We start from the raw sequence: 14,247 nt of genomic DNA on the forward strand, positions 1-14,247 counted from the left end.
AGGGCCTATTGTTTAAGTTCTAAACACTATCCTCCCCTAAACTCCTCAAATCACATAACCTAATTGGCACTATCATTGCATTAAATATAAAGACTAACTAAATTAGGAGAGAGAAATGAAAAACGTCTACTGCTTGGGACTTCTTACCATTCTATTCTTAAATACAAACACGTATGCGCAAAATCTACGTGGGAAGATTTATGATAAAGATGGCAAGGCCAGAGCAATTGTAAAAGTAGACGGCCAAGACCAAGACCTCTCACTAGAGCTCGATAAGCGCTATGACAGGTATATGGATAAAGTTCTTAAGAACTCTCCAGATTATGTCTTTGAATTTGACGGTGAAATTTCAGGAGACAAGTTAGTAATTGATAAAATGCCAAGAGTTGTCGCTGATCTTGAAGATCGTATCGGTGTTCTAACAAGAGCAAAAGATGGCAACTATTATATCGATGATCAACGTGTTGAGTTTGGTCGTTCTAAAAAGATTTACGGAAGTGAGTTTGATTATATCTCACGCCACTACTTTGAAAATAAGAAAGTTCACACTCAGGGACATATGCAAGATGATACCTTCATTATCAATGCAATTATTCCAGCGGATCTTTTTACTGTTGGAGAGAACCCATATCCAGCAAGTGAAAAATTTAATAAGAATCCCCTAAAGTATATTTTGAATGAGATGCCAAAGAATAAGAACTCACAATCTAAGGTGCCTTTTAGAGGTACAATCAGATATCGTGATAATTACGAAGCAACTCCAGGTGATCATGTCTTTATCGTAACTCTAAGCGGACGCCAAGGAGATGAACCAGGAGCGGCAGCAGGACATTTTGCAATAGGTATGGGTGAAGTTCAAAATGATCTATCGATAAAAGGTGAAACATTTAACTTTTACTTTAAAGGTGAAAAAGAAGTTCTAGCAAGTAATACTGATCTAGTAAGTTACTATGGCCACTTAATTCAAGGTCAAGTTAACTATAGGCCAACTTATACTCTTATTGGATACGCACGCTCAAAAGAAGATATGCTTAAGGTTAGAGATATATTTGAAGAGCAACTACACCGAGTGCGTACAGAAGTAGGACTTGAAATTACTCCTTTCTATAATTGTACAACAACATCAAATGATACAATGAGAACAATTGGGATTAAGGGAGCACATGAATTTGCGATTAGTAATATCCTTGATTACCAAACATATTTACCAATGAGCTCAAAAGCACCAAAAGATGGAACAAATGCATCAACTCTATCTCAGCTACGTTATATCTTAAAGAGAGATACTGAGCATTATGTACCAAGAAAAGCATTTGAATCGTTTGCTAAGGCAATGGTTTATCAAAGTAAAAGACTAAAGCTTAAAAGAACAGATTATATTTTCTTACCACAGACACCTTCACAGAGACCGACTGGTGGGATTTCTTATGATGAAGTTCTATCAGAAGGAAAGAAAATTATCGATTTCAAAGAAGAGAGACTTCTTAGACTTGAAAAAGAAGAGAATGCTCGTATGACATTAAAAGATCCAAATGCGACCGCACAACAATTAGAAGAGGCCAAGTCAATTCTAGCAAATGCTCCGACTAAAGAAGAGGATCAAAAACAAATTAACGAACTACTATACAGAATAGATTAAAATTAACTTTCTCCTAAACTCCTATCCTGAGAAGATAGGGTTTAGGAGTTTTCATGACTAAGCCCTTAATACTCATTCTACTACTGGCCCCATTTTTCTCATACGCAGAGTGGAGTACTCATCGTTTCTCTCTAGGTCTAGGTTACACATATCATGACACGACAATACAGGTTGGAAAGAAATCCTTAGGTGCACTCATATTGAGTACCGAAGACACACTAGGACTTGATGACACCCAATCTTCGATTCGCTTAAATTATGAATGGCGATTTAGTCAGAACAAGAGGCACTCAATAACGACAGGCTGGTATAGTCAGCATAGGAGTGGAAGAAGAATTCTTGATCAAGATATAAAATACTTCGATAAGAATAATAACGAAGTAGTCATTAGCGCAGGAACTTCAGTAGAAACAATCTTAAATTTTGACATCGTTCGACTCGCCTATTCTTACGCCTTTTTCCTAGATGATCGCATTAATATTTCTACCGGAATAGGTTTCTATATTATGCCCCTTGAATTTGGCATTGGTGAAACAGGCACAACCAAGACTGAGAGTGACTTTATAGCACCACTACCTACTCTTCAACTCAAGTCAGAAGTTAAGATTACCCCTAAATGGACCCTTTCAAATGAATTTAATATCTTCTACATACAAATCGGAGATTATACCGGAAGTGTAATTGCAACAAGCCTCTTTGTTGACTATCAATTCTATAAATCATTCTCTATTGGACTTGGTTTTGAAGCTTTCAAGTTAAAAGTCGATATGTCAGAAAGCTCCGATGTCTTTGATGCAGAGGTTGGTGGAGAGCTCAATTTTGGAAATAATTCACTAATTGCTAGGATGCGCTACGAATTATAGGGGCCTGGTAGATTTTTAAGTAAAGCTCAATCCAATTTAATAAATCTTTTCTCTTTTTATTAAAAAGTGCAATTTGGTCCTGGCTTAGTGTTTTTGAAAATTTATCAAAGAACTTAAAGAAAGACTTATTTTGTTTTAAAACTTCTTTTAATGGAACAATATCTTGAAAATTCTTTTTAAGGTAATCCTGATATGCTTTTTGATCTTGTAAATTTAGCGCCGAAATAAATTCATTATGCCAGCTTCGGTTCTCAACACGATCTTTTTGATATTCAAGAGCAAATTCATTGACGAGTTTAATTTGATTTTCTGTGAGCTTCCCAAATACATTCTCAAGGCGTTTCACACCCCTTTGCTCATAACTCTCCTCATAGTCCTTACGGTCTTCGACTCTCTTTTTTACAAGCTTCTGTCTTTGTTCAAAACTAAGTCCTGACAACACTTCCACAGATATTATATTTACTTTCTTCATGATAAGAGAATACGGAGGATAACCTTTCACAATAGCTGCTTTTAATGAGTCATTTTGAATTTCATAGTCTTTAATAATTGCCTTTAACTCGAGAACTTCTTTATGATGTTCAAAGAAGGCATTAGTCACTTTAACTCTTAATTCTTTTTCTTGTTCATCATCTAAAGAAAGATAGTCATCAATCTTCTCGCTTAAGAAATCAGGAGCCTTTTTTAAAATAACTTCACGATAACTACAACTAGCAAGGGAGAGAATAAGTAATAATGAGAGAAACTTAACAACTATTTTGGACACTCAACTTCCTTCCATTTAGAATCATTTGTATAACGAAATGTCGGAGCATTTTCAATATCGACTTGCTTCAGCCAAACATCCCATCCCCATTGTCGCATAACTTGGTAAATTTCTGGATACTCCTTACTTGTTAAACAAGTATTAGGTTTCCTTCTGACAACAAATTCAGAACAGCTCAATATAAATAGGAAGATAATAAATAACTTCATTTAAAACCACTTCTCAACTTGAAAGATAAAATCTAAATAAGAATTATCAGCAACGTAAAGGTCACTATTATCAACTTGAAGATCATAGCGATCGATTCTCTGATTAACTTTAAAAGTTAATATTCCAATTCTATTCTCATATTTTAGATAATCAAACTTAAGAAAATAGTTTTGTTGAGTTGATTTCTCAACATTAACGTTTTGAGTCTGACCTGAAAGCGAAAAAGTATCAGCAGATAAAAATGAAATTCCAAGACTTGCTTTCAAGTGCTTTGAAAGATCAATTTGTGCTTGAAATCCTATTGCAACTTGATAACTATCTTCGGCCTTTAAGCTCTCATTTCCAAATTCAAATTGATTTAATCCACCATTGTAAAAAATGGCCCCGACATAACTAAGTAGATAGAAAGTATTAAAATCAATTCCTGCAATGGCACTTACTTGATAGTAATCTTGTCCATCAAAGGGGCTAACAGTTTTACTAAGTGGTGTTTTCCCGGAGTTTGTTGCTCCCCATACGACTTTAGTACTCAAGTCGAAGAAAACCTCATTTAAGTCGATAAAGCGATATCTAAGCTCTATGGCAGGATCGTAAATTCCAAAAGGGCTCTGCTCAGGAGTTTCTTCATCCAACTCATTTTCAAGATGCGTTTCAAAATCAGCAATTTCAGCATGAGTACTAAAAGCAGCTAAGAACTTATCTGAAAAAGCATAACGATACTCAAGTCCGGCAACAAGAACAGAGCGGTCAACTTCAAAAAACTCTTCAACTCCTGCACTACGATTATCAAACTCCATCTCGTCAATAGACCAATAGAGTGAATAAGTTAAAACACTCTCTCCCTTTTGAGGAAAACGATAAAGGTAATCCAATCTATTTTCAGCGAATGTAGAAATTGTCAGGAAAAAGATTAAGAAATATCTCATAACATCATCCCAAAGCTTAGAGCATAGCGTTCATTCATTATATCAATTGCTGGCGCTACGACAATCTTACTCTTTTCATTAAAGCGATAATTACCACGATTATCAAAGTGGAAGTCATACATTAAATAACTTGTAAGCCCGCCAATGAATGCCCCCATAGAGACATCTTTAAAACTGTGTTTCTTTGCATCAATACGACTCCAACCAATATATGAAGCATAGACAAGAGGAAGTGAAGCAACCAGGTAATTTCGATAAAATCTTTCACTATTAAAGATATCCCTACTCATCCACATTCCAACAGCAAAAGCATGAGTGGTATGGCCACTAGGAAAAGAAAGATAGTTTGAACTATCAGGTCTTTCTTTATTGGCCGTATACTTGATACCAAAAGTTATTCCTTGAGAAATAAGCAACGACTCCGTAAAAACAAATGCTTTCTCTAGAGCATACTCATCGCTACCAAGTAAGTAGTAACCATACATACCAACCGTTAATAACTCAGGTCCATGATTACCTAACTCATACAACCACTTTGGGACAGATAGATCATCTTCATTATAATCAAAGTCTCCTCCCTCAAATTCTGTTTTTACAAAAGATGGAGAGATGATTGAGTAAGTAATGAGCTCTAAAGCAAAGAAGGCCGACATAAAGCGAATTTGAATAGGAGAAATATCCCACTTAGATTTTCTAATATGCTCGGATGGTGCAACGAAAGCACTTGTGCTGAAGCTAATGAATATACAAAGAATAAATGCTTTTAACATCTATTAATGAAAACAAAAAACAGCTAATTCGTCTATTTATTTTACTTTTAGAACGATAAATAAAGAAAGAGTACTGCAGATTAAAAACCCTAATGCAATTGGCGTTACATCACCACTATACATCTGACCAATTACCCCACCTATTGTCGCAGAAATGATAATCTGCACCGAGCTAACAACCGAATTTGCAGTTCCCGCAATATGTCCCATTGGCTCCAATGCTAAAGCAATGAAATTTCCAAAAAGAAGACCAAAGCTGAAAAGGCTTAATAGTAAAAAGCCATAAAAAAGGAAAAATGGAGGAAGTCCTCCAGTAAAGAATAAAATAATATTAAACGTAATTGCGATAAAAGAAATTGTCGTTAGAGCTAGGCGACATAATTTTTTCATTCCAAACTCTTCCACAAGTCTAGAATTTAAAAATGAAGAAAGACCGATAAATGAAGCCAGTACACCAAAGGCCAATGGGAAGTCCTCACCTAGTCCATACTTAATTTGTAGAATCTGCTGAGAAGTATTTAGATAACCAATAAAAGCACCAAAAACTAGACCAGAAGCAAGAGTATAACTAATTGTTATAGGATGGCTTAAAGTTTCAATGGCAGCATCTTTAATCTTCATATAAGAAAGAGGGCGTCGATACTCTTCGTGTAAAGTTTCTTCTTGTCTCACAGTAAACCAAGCTAGGCACAGAACTGCAAGAACAAGCATAATAAGGAAGATATCACGCCATCCACCAAAACTTAAAATAACTTGTCCAATAGTTGGAGCAAGGGCCGGAACAAGAACAAAGATAATCATAATTAACGACATCGTCTTGGCCATTAGCTTTCCGCTAAAGCGATCTCTAACCATTGCTGTTGAAATAATTTTAGCTGATGCCGCTCCTAAGCCCTGAGTAAAGCGTCCAACTAACATCATTGTAAAAGTATGAGCATTTAAAGAAATAAGTCCACCAACAAAGAAGATCGCTATACCAATATACATTGCAGGCTTTCTTCCAATGGCATCAGAGATTGGACCAAAAAAGAGTTGACCAACACCCATGCCCAAGAAAATGAAGGAAATAATCATCTGGTTATCATTAGGGTTTTGAACTCCTAAACTCTGACCAATAAGATTAAGCGCCGGCAACATCGCATCAATTGATAATGCTGCAAATGACATAAGTGCTGCCATCAGAGTTATAAATTCACGACGACCAATTTTTTTTCCAACTTCTTCTACTGATAAATCCACTAGCTTAAATGTCCCATTTTTCCTGATTGATAATCTTCAAAAGCTTGAATGATCTCTTCTCTTGTATTCATGACAAAAGGGCCATGTGAAAAGACAGGCTCATCAATAGGCTCACCATTTAAGATCAATAGCTCTGCGCCTACATTACTTGATAACTCAACCTCTTGGCCATCTCTTTCAAAGATCACTAATTGGTGTTCGTTAACTTGATTACCATTTATTGCAACACTTCCTTTTCGAATAAGAACAAGTAAGTTTGTTTTATCATCTAATGAAAGTAGGAAGTTAGAATCTTTTTGCATTTTCGTTTGAATAAGATTTATTGGTGTAAAGGTCTGACAAGGCCCTACTTTATCCGCATATTTTCCTGAAACTAATTTTAACTCAACACCTTCACTAGGATTGATTACAGGGAACTTCTCCCCCTTTACCCCCTGATAGCGTGGAGCTGTCATCTTATCTTTCTTAGGAAGATTTACCCACATTTGAACCATCTCAAATAATCCACCTTCCCTTGCAAATTTTTGTGAATGAAATTCTTCATGTACAACACCACTTGCAGCAGTCATCCACTGGACATCTCCACTGCCAATGATACCGCCGCCACCAGCAGAGTCGCGATGTTCAATTTCACCTTCAAAGGCAAAAGTTACAGTTTCAAAACCGCGGTGCGGGTGCTCACCCACTCCTCTTTTTGTTTGCGTTGGTGAAAACTTTTTAGGAGCAGCAAAGTCCATCATTAAAAATGGAGTTGTGTAATAGTAAATATCAAAACCTGGGTGAAACATTGTGTGAACATGAAATCCATTTCCTACCCAATGTTTTTGCGGAGGATTTAAAATATATTTAATAGCTTTTTGTTTCATTTAATTATCCTTAAAAAATTTCACTTGGCCCTAATGCGACAATACGATATGGATTTAAATCATCGTGGCTATAGAAGTAGTGTCTTTTGATATGTTCAATATTAGTAGTCTCTTTAATACCTTCGATTGAATAAAGGTCTCTCACATAGCGAGAAAGATTCTTATAATCTTTGATTCTCTTTAGGTTGCACTTGAAATGAGTTACGTAAACACAATCAAAGCGTAAAAGAGTTGGCACTAACCTAAGGTCAGCTTCTGTTAACCTGTCACCTAGTAAGTATTTTTGGCCTTCAAGTATTTCTTCGACTCGATCAAGAGATGTAAATAACTTCGTCACAGCTGATTCATAAGCTTCTTGAGTTTTTGCAAAGCCACTACGGTAGACACCATTGTTGATATTGCTATATATAAATTCATTTAACTCATCAATTTTATCTGCTAAATCTTCAGGATAAAAATCTTCATGATTACCAGTAAGTTCATTAAACTCAGAATTAAAAATTCTAATAATTTCTGATGACTCATTATTAACAATCGTTTGTGTTTTCTTGTCCCATAGGATTGGTACTGTCACAGTTGTGCTTACCTTAGGATCCGCTTTTAAGTAAATTTCTTGAAGATAGTTTAAGCCGTATAGATCATCCCCTGTTGCACCAGCGATTGACTTATCAAAAGTCCATCCCATCTCTAACATATCAGGAGAAACGACACTTACACTAATATGAGACTCAAGTGATTTTAACTTGCGATAGATAAGAGTACGATGGGCCCAAGGACAAGCATAGCTAACATATAAGTGATAGCGCCCACTTTCAGGTTGATACTTTGAGTGATTGCTACTTATTGTGTCTCTAAACGAGCGTGGTACGCGATCATATGCCCCACTTTCGTCACTTGTGATGACCGAAGACTTGACCCATTTTCCATCGACTAAACGTCCCATTACTAAACCTTTGTTTGATTATTAACGGGTATAGAATAACGAACAAATGGATCGATTAAAAGATCATTTACCAGATCAACTTGTTCTAACTTTAGATCATTTAGTATTTAGCTGGCCACAGGCCGCAAGGACATCATCACCTTTAGTGGTACGAACCATCGTCGGGATTTTGAATTCTTCTAGGATTAATTTGAAATCCTGAACACTTTGAAGCTCTGGCCTCTTATATTTTGTGCCAGGGAATTCATTGAAAGGAATGAGATTTATTAAAGCACGTCGATCTCTAAGAAGCTCACCTAAGGCCTTCGCATCTTCATTTCCATCGTTTAAATCTTTAATTATCAAATACTCATATGTAACAAATTGCTTATAACGAAGAGGTATACCATCAATGTAATCAAGTACTTCTTTAAGAGGATACTTTCTATTAATTGGAATTAGCTCGTCACGTATTTCATCAAATGGTGAATGTAGGGAAAGTGCTAAATTAACTCCAGGTATCTCATCTTTCCATCTTTTTAGTCCTGGGATATAGCCACTTGTCGAGATCGTTATCTTTTGATGGCCAATCGAAGTTCCATATTGAGAAGTAAAAATATCACAGGCCTTCTTTACTTCATCAAAATTATGTAATGGCTCGCCTTGTCCCATAAAAACGATATTAAGAATTCTCTCTTCACCTGGGCGATGATCTCTTAGCCAATGCCAGGCAGCTAGAAATTGACCAATAATCTCACTAGCTGAAAGATTTCTTTTTAGCCCTTGCGTACCAGTGAAACAAAAAGAACACTTCATGGCACAACCAACTTGAGAAGAGAGGCAAATTGAATACTTCTTATTAAAAGGAATTAAAACACTTTCTACTTTAGAACCATCTGATAATTCAAAAAGAAATTTTACCGTTTTATCGTCTGCCTGCTGAACTTTTACAGGACGAGGTAAATTAAAGTTAAAATTAGCATCAATAAAAGACATCGTACTCTTAGCAATATCAGTGATTGAATTGCTGTAATGATTTTTTCTTTTATAATACCAATTATATAGTAGATTAGCGGCCGATATATTGAGCCCATTTTGCTCTAGTAACTGCTGTAACTCATTGAATGTAAGTTGATAAAATGACTGCTTCACCAAGTCACATTATAAGAATTAACACATATAGTCCATGCTAAAGAATCAAAAGGGGTCAATTATGAAAGTTTTATTAATCAGCTTATTTTCAATTCTTACTTTTTCCCAAGAACTTGGCCTAGGTGTCGGAACCAAGTCCCCTAATATAGAGATTAAAAATATTGAAGGTACGGAAATAATTCTAGATGATAGCGACAAGAAAACGGTACTTGTTTTTTATCGTGGTTCTTGGTGTCCATATTGCATGAAACAACTTCAAAGTATTCAAACAGAAGTTATGCCAAAACTTGATAAGAGCTCTAAGCTAGTGGCCATTAGTGTGGATAAGAAGATGATTGCTCATAAAATGAAAAAGAAATATCAATACACTTTTGACATTGTCTCAGATCCTAAAGCTAGTCTTCTCTTGGCCTTTAATATTGTTAACAAACTCGACGACAAGCTTGTTCAAAAATATAAGCAGTCTTATAAAATTGATATTGAGGGAGACTCAGGCCAGACACATCACATGGTTGCTCACCCTGCAGTTTTTGTCATAAGAAATGGTAAGATCACTTATCAAGATATACACAAAGAATATAAAGATCGTACAAAGAATGATGATATTTTAGCAGCGCTAGAATAAAGCTTACTTTGTATAAAATGTTGCACGCTTTTGCTCAATGAGAACAAATTGTTTGCCCTCAAAAACAGCAAGGCCATGATAATTACCTTTAGGTAATTTTATAGAGCCAGAGAATGCATCTAGCTCATTATCGAGAATAAGTATTTCACTACTATTTGGATCTAGGCCATATAAAATTGAGTCAATAACCTTAAGGCTTGAGATAACTGGGCCTAGATCATTATCATCAATGAAGATTTCTTTTTCACTATTCAAAAGAAAATCTGCACTAGAAAATCTAGTTGCAATAACTTTATTATTCTTTTCATTGGGTATTGAAACGATAACGAGTTCTTGAGTTTTCTTATCATATGCTAAACAGCGAATATAAGAGTATTTCGAGCGAACACTTGAAAGACGTCCTCGATATTTCTCAGAAATTCCATTTGTTCCCTCTAAAAAACCTGCATAGTGATCAACAATTTTCGCTCCCTCATCAATACGGATGACAACATATGACTTATTATATCCTGTAACCATAAGACGACGTGGGCCAATGAAGCTTATACCAACAAGAGTTTTTATGTCGATACTATAAAGAGGATCTATTCGTACGTAGTAGAGAATACTTTTTAATTTATCATCTAAGATATAAATAAAATATTGATCTGTAACAATGGCAAAAAGCTTTGACTCACTATTATAATCGATATCTCTAATCCCACCCCTAATCTCACTAGGAAGACTAACCTCCTTAACTTTCATTAATTCATCACCACTTTGAAACATTGCAATCTTTCGTCTTTCATCATGCTTAAAGTAAGGTTTATCAATTGAGTAGTTTCCCCTTAAGCTAAATGGTTTTAATAGGCCACTCCAATTCTTAGTCGACCAATGCCAGTTTTTAGGAACCCAAGAAAATCTCACGGGATCACTATGTCCAATGAATGGTGGAGGACCAACTTGGGTAAATGCTTGTACCGAATTAAAAAATAAAATAATGAAATAAGAGATAAATGCCAATGATTGAAACTTACTAAGATAGCGAACTTCTCCGTCTTCATTATCAACTAAATTATTACCAAAGAATATAAGTATAATTGAGAGAATTAATAAAATTGACCAGCATATAACAACACCCCACGTATATGTGTGGAGTCCAAATATTTCTAAAGAAAATCCCTGACCAAGATCTCTTAAGAAGTGACCTCCTGTATGCCTTAAGGTCATGAAGATTCCAATCGTACAATACAGAATTAATAAACCAAGATACTTTGGTCTAAGGCCATAGCGCATAATAAAGAGAGTTGTTAATGTAACAAAAATAAGGATTGCTCTTTCCTGCCAACAGAGAATACAAGGATTATCACCTAAACCAAACCCTAGAATGAGACATGCGATTCCAACAGGTAGAATAATCAGGGCCATTGATGCCAGGGCCACGATATTATAGAAACGTTCTGATTTATTTGTCATGGACACCTCTAGTAGTTACCAGGCGGAAGAATCATCGATTTTGTTGCAACAAACCAAATTAAGAACATTAAGAATGTAGCACTATAAAGAAACTTTTCTGCTTGCCTTTGATTTTGAGGCTTCTTCCATACTAGAAAACCGGCAATTATTAACAGTACCATTTCTAAAAATTCCATACAGACTCCTTCTATCAGCTTATTTCGGCTTGTGTTTAATTTAAGCTAAGTTAAATTCCCTTAATTTTAGCTTTGCAGTAAAATAGAAAGATAACAAAAGGAGTTGTTATGAATAGTCTTAAGCTAATTTTCTTAATACTAATTTCTAGTGTGACATTGGCAAAATTTGGATCAAAATCTCAACCTCTCTATCATTGTGTGAATTATGATGAGCAATCAAAAGTTACTGATGCGATGATATATGAATCACAATACGGAAGAGGGCCAATCTTTCATGAAATTGAAGTTTATGTTGAAGATACTAATCAAAACAAGGAATTCTCATACCGTAAAAAAGTTAACTATATTCCAAAATATGATGCCAAAGTTGAGTCTTTCACAACTGGAAGTTTCAGAATAAGACTTGATCATGTCGTAGGTGGTATCGATGGAAATATTTGGGCCTTTGTCCGTATTCCAGAATATGATATTCATTCATTTGATTGGTCATGTAAGGCAGTAGAGGGACAATAAATGTCCCTCTTCAAAAATTAAACTTTTTTAACTTGAGTTGCACAAGGTCCACGTTTACCTTCCCCAAGCATATAAGTAACTTTATCATTATTGTTTAACTTATTGCCAGTTTCAACAGCAGAGATATGAACAAATAAGTCCCCTTCCCCACTATCTGGTTTAATAAACCCAAAACCCTTTGTTTCATTAAAAAACTTAACTTTACCTGTTTGCTCTGTATTCATATTCTTCCCTATTTTTTCCAAGACCGACAATCAGTTGCCGGGAACTAAATTAACAATAGAAAAGTTATCGCCAAAACATTGAGATTTGAGAATTTAAAATAGGTTAAGTTTTTCAAATCAAAAGATTACTTGGACATATTGCATAAACAATCGTGATAGTCGTTTTTAATGGAAATAAATGAGAGAAAATAAAAAAGTCGCACTAAATTAAGTGCGACTCATTTTAAATTTTATCAAAAATGGTAGGAACACTATTGGAACAATAGTAAAGACCACCACGATAATTGCTCCAGCAGGAAGATCAAAGAAGTAACTGAGGGCCATTCCAAGTAAGCTCAAAATTAAGCCAATCCCCCAACCGATAAACAGCTGTGATCGAATACGTTGAGAGAGTAATGTACTGATCAATGCAGGGACAACAAGAAATGAGAAAACAAGTAGAATACCAGCTATTCCAACAGATGAGGTAATTACAACACCAAACAACGAAAAGAAAATAAAATCCCAAAATGCAGAACTATTATCTTTATCTAAAGTTGACCTAAGAATTTGTTTTCTAAAAATATAGTGAATTGTAGCAACAATACTATAAATAGCACCTGTCTTTATAACATCTGCCCAAGTTACCCAGAGGATCTTACCAATGAGTATTTCTTTAATATGTTCTGCACCATGGGCCATCATGTTAACAACGAGAATAACAGCGGAAGAAGCGAAAGCATAAACAAGAGCGATTAACACTTCTTGCGAGATATACTTTTCAAACTTCTTGGCCCAAGCAAAGTAAGCTGCGGCCACAAAAGTGAAACCTAAAGAAACAAAGTAATTAAGGCCACTATGGTGATCGAGATGAAGGAGTAAAGCTACTGTTGAGCCTAGGCTTGCCACTTGTGCTAAGGAGAGATCAACGAAGATAACTCCTCTTCTTAAGACATGTAATCCTAGATAGCAGTGTATCCCTACAAGAATTAAACACATGACAAATGGTGCAGCTAAAAAAGAAATAACTTCCATTAATCCTCCAGTGCTAGAGCGAGGCTCTCATAAAGAGAGAAAATATCTTTCACTTGTGAGCTACCGTCAACAGCAACTGCGACATTGTTGATTTTTACATTTTTGATACTCTTACTAATTCTTTTAGCGACACTATCATCGAAGTAATTTTCAACTAAGATATGACGAATTCCTTCTTTTTTCATCTGTTCAATAACACTGATAATGTGTGAAGCAGTTGGAGGAATTCCTGGCTTAGGTTCAAGAACATTTTGAACTTGAATTCCAAATTCATCTAAAAAATAAGTTAGCGTACGGTGAAACGTTATAATCTTAGTTCCTTTCTTAATCTTGGCGCTAAGATCTTTTATCAATTCTTTAGTGCGTTTTTCATATGCTATGTAATTATTTTCGTAAGCCTGCCTATTACTTTCATCTAACTTAATGAATCGATCACGAACTCCCTTCGCAACTTCAAGGGCCTTACTCGGTGAAAGCATAAAGTGAGGATTTCCTTCCGGATGAACATCACCATGAGCACGCGTTAGCTTCCCCTTAACCTCATCTGTTAGTTTCACAAGAGCGTATGCTTCAAGTCTTCCTTCTTGTCCGATACGAACTTTTGGATTGCGACTTCCTCTAACAACAAGCGGGAGCCAACCGACTTCAAGGCCCGCACCGATACTAATTAACAGATCGGCCTTAGCTACTTTAAAAGTATAGCTAGGTTTTGCTTCTAGGAAGTGAGGATCTTGAGTACCTTTAGCAAGAGAGTGTACACTCACACTCTCTCCACCAATTTTTTTTGCAATATCTGCTAAATTTGTCGTCGTTGTTACAATTCTCAATTGAGCGTAAGAGCTCATACCTAGAACAAGTAACAACCCTATAAGAATTGACTTCATTTT

General features: G+C 35.6%; 17 protein-coding genes. 4 read left to right on the forward strand and 13 right to left on the reverse strand.

The window, feature by feature from the left end:
- The first annotated feature begins 115 nt into the window (after positions 1–115).
- A complete protein-coding gene (locus tag ACMAYL_RS11885; RefSeq protein WP_412471123.1) occupies positions 116–1,639 on the forward strand; it encodes a hypothetical protein in 1,524 nt (507 codons plus the stop codon).
- A 53-nt stretch (positions 1,640–1,692) separates the two neighbouring features.
- Positions 1,693–2,502 carry a hypothetical protein gene (locus ACMAYL_RS11890; RefSeq protein WP_412470149.1) on the forward strand — a complete coding sequence of 270 codons (810 nt, stop codon included), beginning with the start codon at positions 1,693–1,695 and terminating at the stop codon, positions 2,500–2,502.
- Here the strand turns inward: ACMAYL_RS11890 and ACMAYL_RS11895 are convergent.
- From ACMAYL_RS11895 to rlmN, 8 genes are all read right to left on the reverse strand, one after another.
- A complete protein-coding gene (locus ACMAYL_RS11895; protein ID WP_412471124.1) occupies positions 2,480–3,268 on the reverse strand; it encodes a hypothetical protein in 789 nt (262 codons plus the stop codon). The two genes, ACMAYL_RS11890 and ACMAYL_RS11895, sit on opposite strands and share 23 nt — an antisense overlap.
- A complete protein-coding gene (locus ACMAYL_RS11900; RefSeq protein WP_103218115.1) occupies positions 3,256–3,477 on the reverse strand; it encodes a hypothetical protein in 222 nt (73 codons plus the stop codon). The genes ACMAYL_RS11895 and ACMAYL_RS11900 overlap by 13 nt, the downstream gene beginning before the upstream one ends.
- Entirely contained in the window at positions 3,478–4,404 is a 927-nt protein-coding gene (locus ACMAYL_RS11905; RefSeq protein WP_103218116.1) for a hypothetical protein, read from the reverse strand.
- Positions 4,401–5,174: a phosphatase PAP2 family protein gene (locus ACMAYL_RS11910; RefSeq protein ID WP_412471125.1), complete on the reverse strand. Its 774-nt coding sequence runs from the start codon at positions 5,172–5,174 to the stop codon at positions 4,401–4,403. The genes ACMAYL_RS11905 and ACMAYL_RS11910 overlap by 4 nt, the downstream gene beginning before the upstream one ends.
- A gap of 36 nt (positions 5,175–5,210) precedes the next feature.
- Positions 5,211–6,413 carry a multidrug effflux MFS transporter gene (locus ACMAYL_RS11915; protein WP_412471126.1) on the reverse strand — a complete coding sequence of 401 codons (1,203 nt, stop codon included), beginning with the start codon at positions 6,411–6,413 and terminating at the stop codon, positions 5,211–5,213.
- The gene (locus ACMAYL_RS11920; RefSeq protein ID WP_103218118.1) at positions 6,413–7,279 is read right to left on the reverse strand and encodes a pirin family protein; all 867 of its coding nucleotides are present in this window, start codon (positions 7,277–7,279) and stop codon (positions 6,413–6,415) included. The genes ACMAYL_RS11915 and ACMAYL_RS11920 overlap by 1 nt, the downstream gene beginning before the upstream one ends.
- A 10-nt stretch (positions 7,280–7,289) precedes the next feature.
- Entirely contained in the window at positions 7,290–8,222 is a 933-nt protein-coding gene (locus ACMAYL_RS11925) for a glutathione S-transferase family protein (protein WP_392992572.1), read from the reverse strand.
- A gap of 96 nt (positions 8,223–8,318) precedes the next feature.
- Positions 8,319–9,353 carry a 23S rRNA (adenine(2503)-C(2))-methyltransferase RlmN gene (gene rlmN, locus ACMAYL_RS11930; protein ID WP_412470151.1) on the reverse strand — a complete coding sequence of 345 codons (1,035 nt, stop codon included), beginning with the start codon at positions 9,351–9,353 and terminating at the stop codon, positions 8,319–8,321.
- 61 nt (positions 9,354–9,414) lie between these two features.
- Here rlmN and ACMAYL_RS11935 point away from each other — a divergent pair, with 61 nt between their 5' ends.
- Positions 9,415–9,978, forward strand: a complete 564-nt coding sequence (locus ACMAYL_RS11935) for a redoxin domain-containing protein (protein WP_158246877.1) — start codon at positions 9,415–9,417, stop codon at positions 9,976–9,978.
- A gap of 3 nt (positions 9,979–9,981) precedes the next feature.
- On the opposite strand, the gene ACMAYL_RS11940 is transcribed toward ACMAYL_RS11935, so the two are convergent.
- Both ACMAYL_RS11940 and ACMAYL_RS11945 read right to left on the reverse strand, forming a co-directional pair.
- Positions 9,982–11,433 (reverse strand): disulfide bond formation protein B, encoded by a 1,452-nt coding sequence (locus ACMAYL_RS11940; protein WP_412470153.1) that lies wholly within the window; start codon positions 11,431–11,433, stop codon positions 9,982–9,984.
- Between the two features lie 8 nt (positions 11,434–11,441).
- Positions 11,442–11,609, reverse strand: coding sequence for a hypothetical protein (locus ACMAYL_RS11945; RefSeq protein WP_158246878.1), 168 nt, complete (start codon positions 11,607–11,609; stop codon positions 11,442–11,444).
- Positions 11,610–11,717: 108 nt separating this feature from the next.
- Between ACMAYL_RS11945 and ACMAYL_RS11950 the strand changes: the two genes are divergently transcribed.
- Entirely contained in the window at positions 11,718–12,122 is a 405-nt protein-coding gene (locus ACMAYL_RS11950) for a hypothetical protein (protein WP_103218123.1), read from the forward strand.
- Between the two features lie 17 nt (positions 12,123–12,139).
- On the opposite strand, the gene ACMAYL_RS11955 is transcribed toward ACMAYL_RS11950, so the two are convergent.
- The 3 genes from ACMAYL_RS11955 to ACMAYL_RS11965 form a co-directional block, all read right to left on the reverse strand.
- The gene (locus ACMAYL_RS11955; protein WP_103218124.1) at positions 12,140–12,346 is read right to left on the reverse strand and encodes a cold-shock protein; all 207 of its coding nucleotides are present in this window, start codon (positions 12,344–12,346) and stop codon (positions 12,140–12,142) included.
- Positions 12,347–12,553: 207 nt separating this feature from the next.
- Positions 12,554–13,360, reverse strand: coding sequence for a metal ABC transporter permease (locus ACMAYL_RS11960; RefSeq protein ID WP_103218125.1), 807 nt, complete (start codon positions 13,358–13,360; stop codon positions 12,554–12,556).
- Complete coding sequence (locus ACMAYL_RS11965) at positions 13,360–14,244, reverse strand: metal ABC transporter substrate-binding protein (protein ID WP_103218126.1); 885 nt, start codon at positions 14,242–14,244, stop codon at positions 13,360–13,362. Before ACMAYL_RS11965 ends, ACMAYL_RS11960 begins: the two co-directional genes overlap by 1 nt.
- Positions 14,245–14,247: the final 3 nt, after the last annotated feature.

Source organism: Halobacteriovorax sp. RT-2-4, assembly GCF_047085445.1.
Taxonomy (GTDB): domain Bacteria; phylum Bdellovibrionota; class Bacteriovoracia; order Bacteriovoracales; family Bacteriovoracaceae; genus Halobacteriovorax_A.

Bases quoted from the DNA above. Each gene is read 5' to 3' on its own strand.
- ACMAYL_RS11885 (WP_412471123.1), top strand. From the start codon at position 116: ATGAAAAACGTCTACTGCTTGGGACTTCTTACCATTCTATTCTTAAAT.
- ACMAYL_RS11890 (WP_412470149.1), top strand. From the start codon at position 1,693: ATGACTAAGCCCTTAATACTCATTCTACTACTGGCCCCATTTTTCTCA.
- ACMAYL_RS11900 (WP_103218115.1), bottom strand. From the start codon at position 3,477: ATGAAGTTATTTATTATCTTCCTATTTATATTGAGCTGTTCTGAATTT.
- ACMAYL_RS11905 (WP_103218116.1), bottom strand. From the start codon at position 4,404: ATGAGATATTTCTTAATCTTTTTCCTGACAATTTCTACATTCGCTGAA.
- ACMAYL_RS11910 (WP_412471125.1), bottom strand. From the start codon at position 5,174: ATGTTAAAAGCATTTATTCTTTGTATATTCATTAGCTTCAGCACAAGT.
- ACMAYL_RS11920 (WP_103218118.1), bottom strand. From the start codon at position 7,279: ATGAAACAAAAAGCTATTAAATATATTTTAAATCCTCCGCAAAAACAT.
- ACMAYL_RS11925 (WP_392992572.1), bottom strand. From the start codon at position 8,222: ATGGGACGTTTAGTCGATGGAAAATGGGTCAAGTCTTCGGTCATCACA.
- ACMAYL_RS11935 (WP_158246877.1), top strand. From the start codon at position 9,415: ATGAAAGTTTTATTAATCAGCTTATTTTCAATTCTTACTTTTTCCCAA.
- ACMAYL_RS11940 (WP_412470153.1), bottom strand. From the start codon at position 11,433: ATGACAAATAAATCAGAACGTTTCTATAATATCGTGGCCCTGGCATCA.
- ACMAYL_RS11945 (WP_158246878.1), bottom strand. From the start codon at position 11,609: ATGGAATTTTTAGAAATGGTACTGTTAATAATTGCCGGTTTTCTAGTA.
- ACMAYL_RS11950 (WP_103218123.1), top strand. From the start codon at position 11,718: ATGAATAGTCTTAAGCTAATTTTCTTAATACTAATTTCTAGTGTGACA.
- ACMAYL_RS11955 (WP_103218124.1), bottom strand. From the start codon at position 12,346: ATGAATACAGAGCAAACAGGTAAAGTTAAGTTTTTTAATGAAACAAAG.
- ACMAYL_RS11960 (WP_103218125.1), bottom strand. From the start codon at position 13,360: ATGGAAGTTATTTCTTTTTTAGCTGCACCATTTGTCATGTGTTTAATT.
- ACMAYL_RS11965 (WP_103218126.1), bottom strand. From the start codon at position 14,244: ATGAAGTCAATTCTTATAGGGTTGTTACTTGTTCTAGGTATGAGCTCT.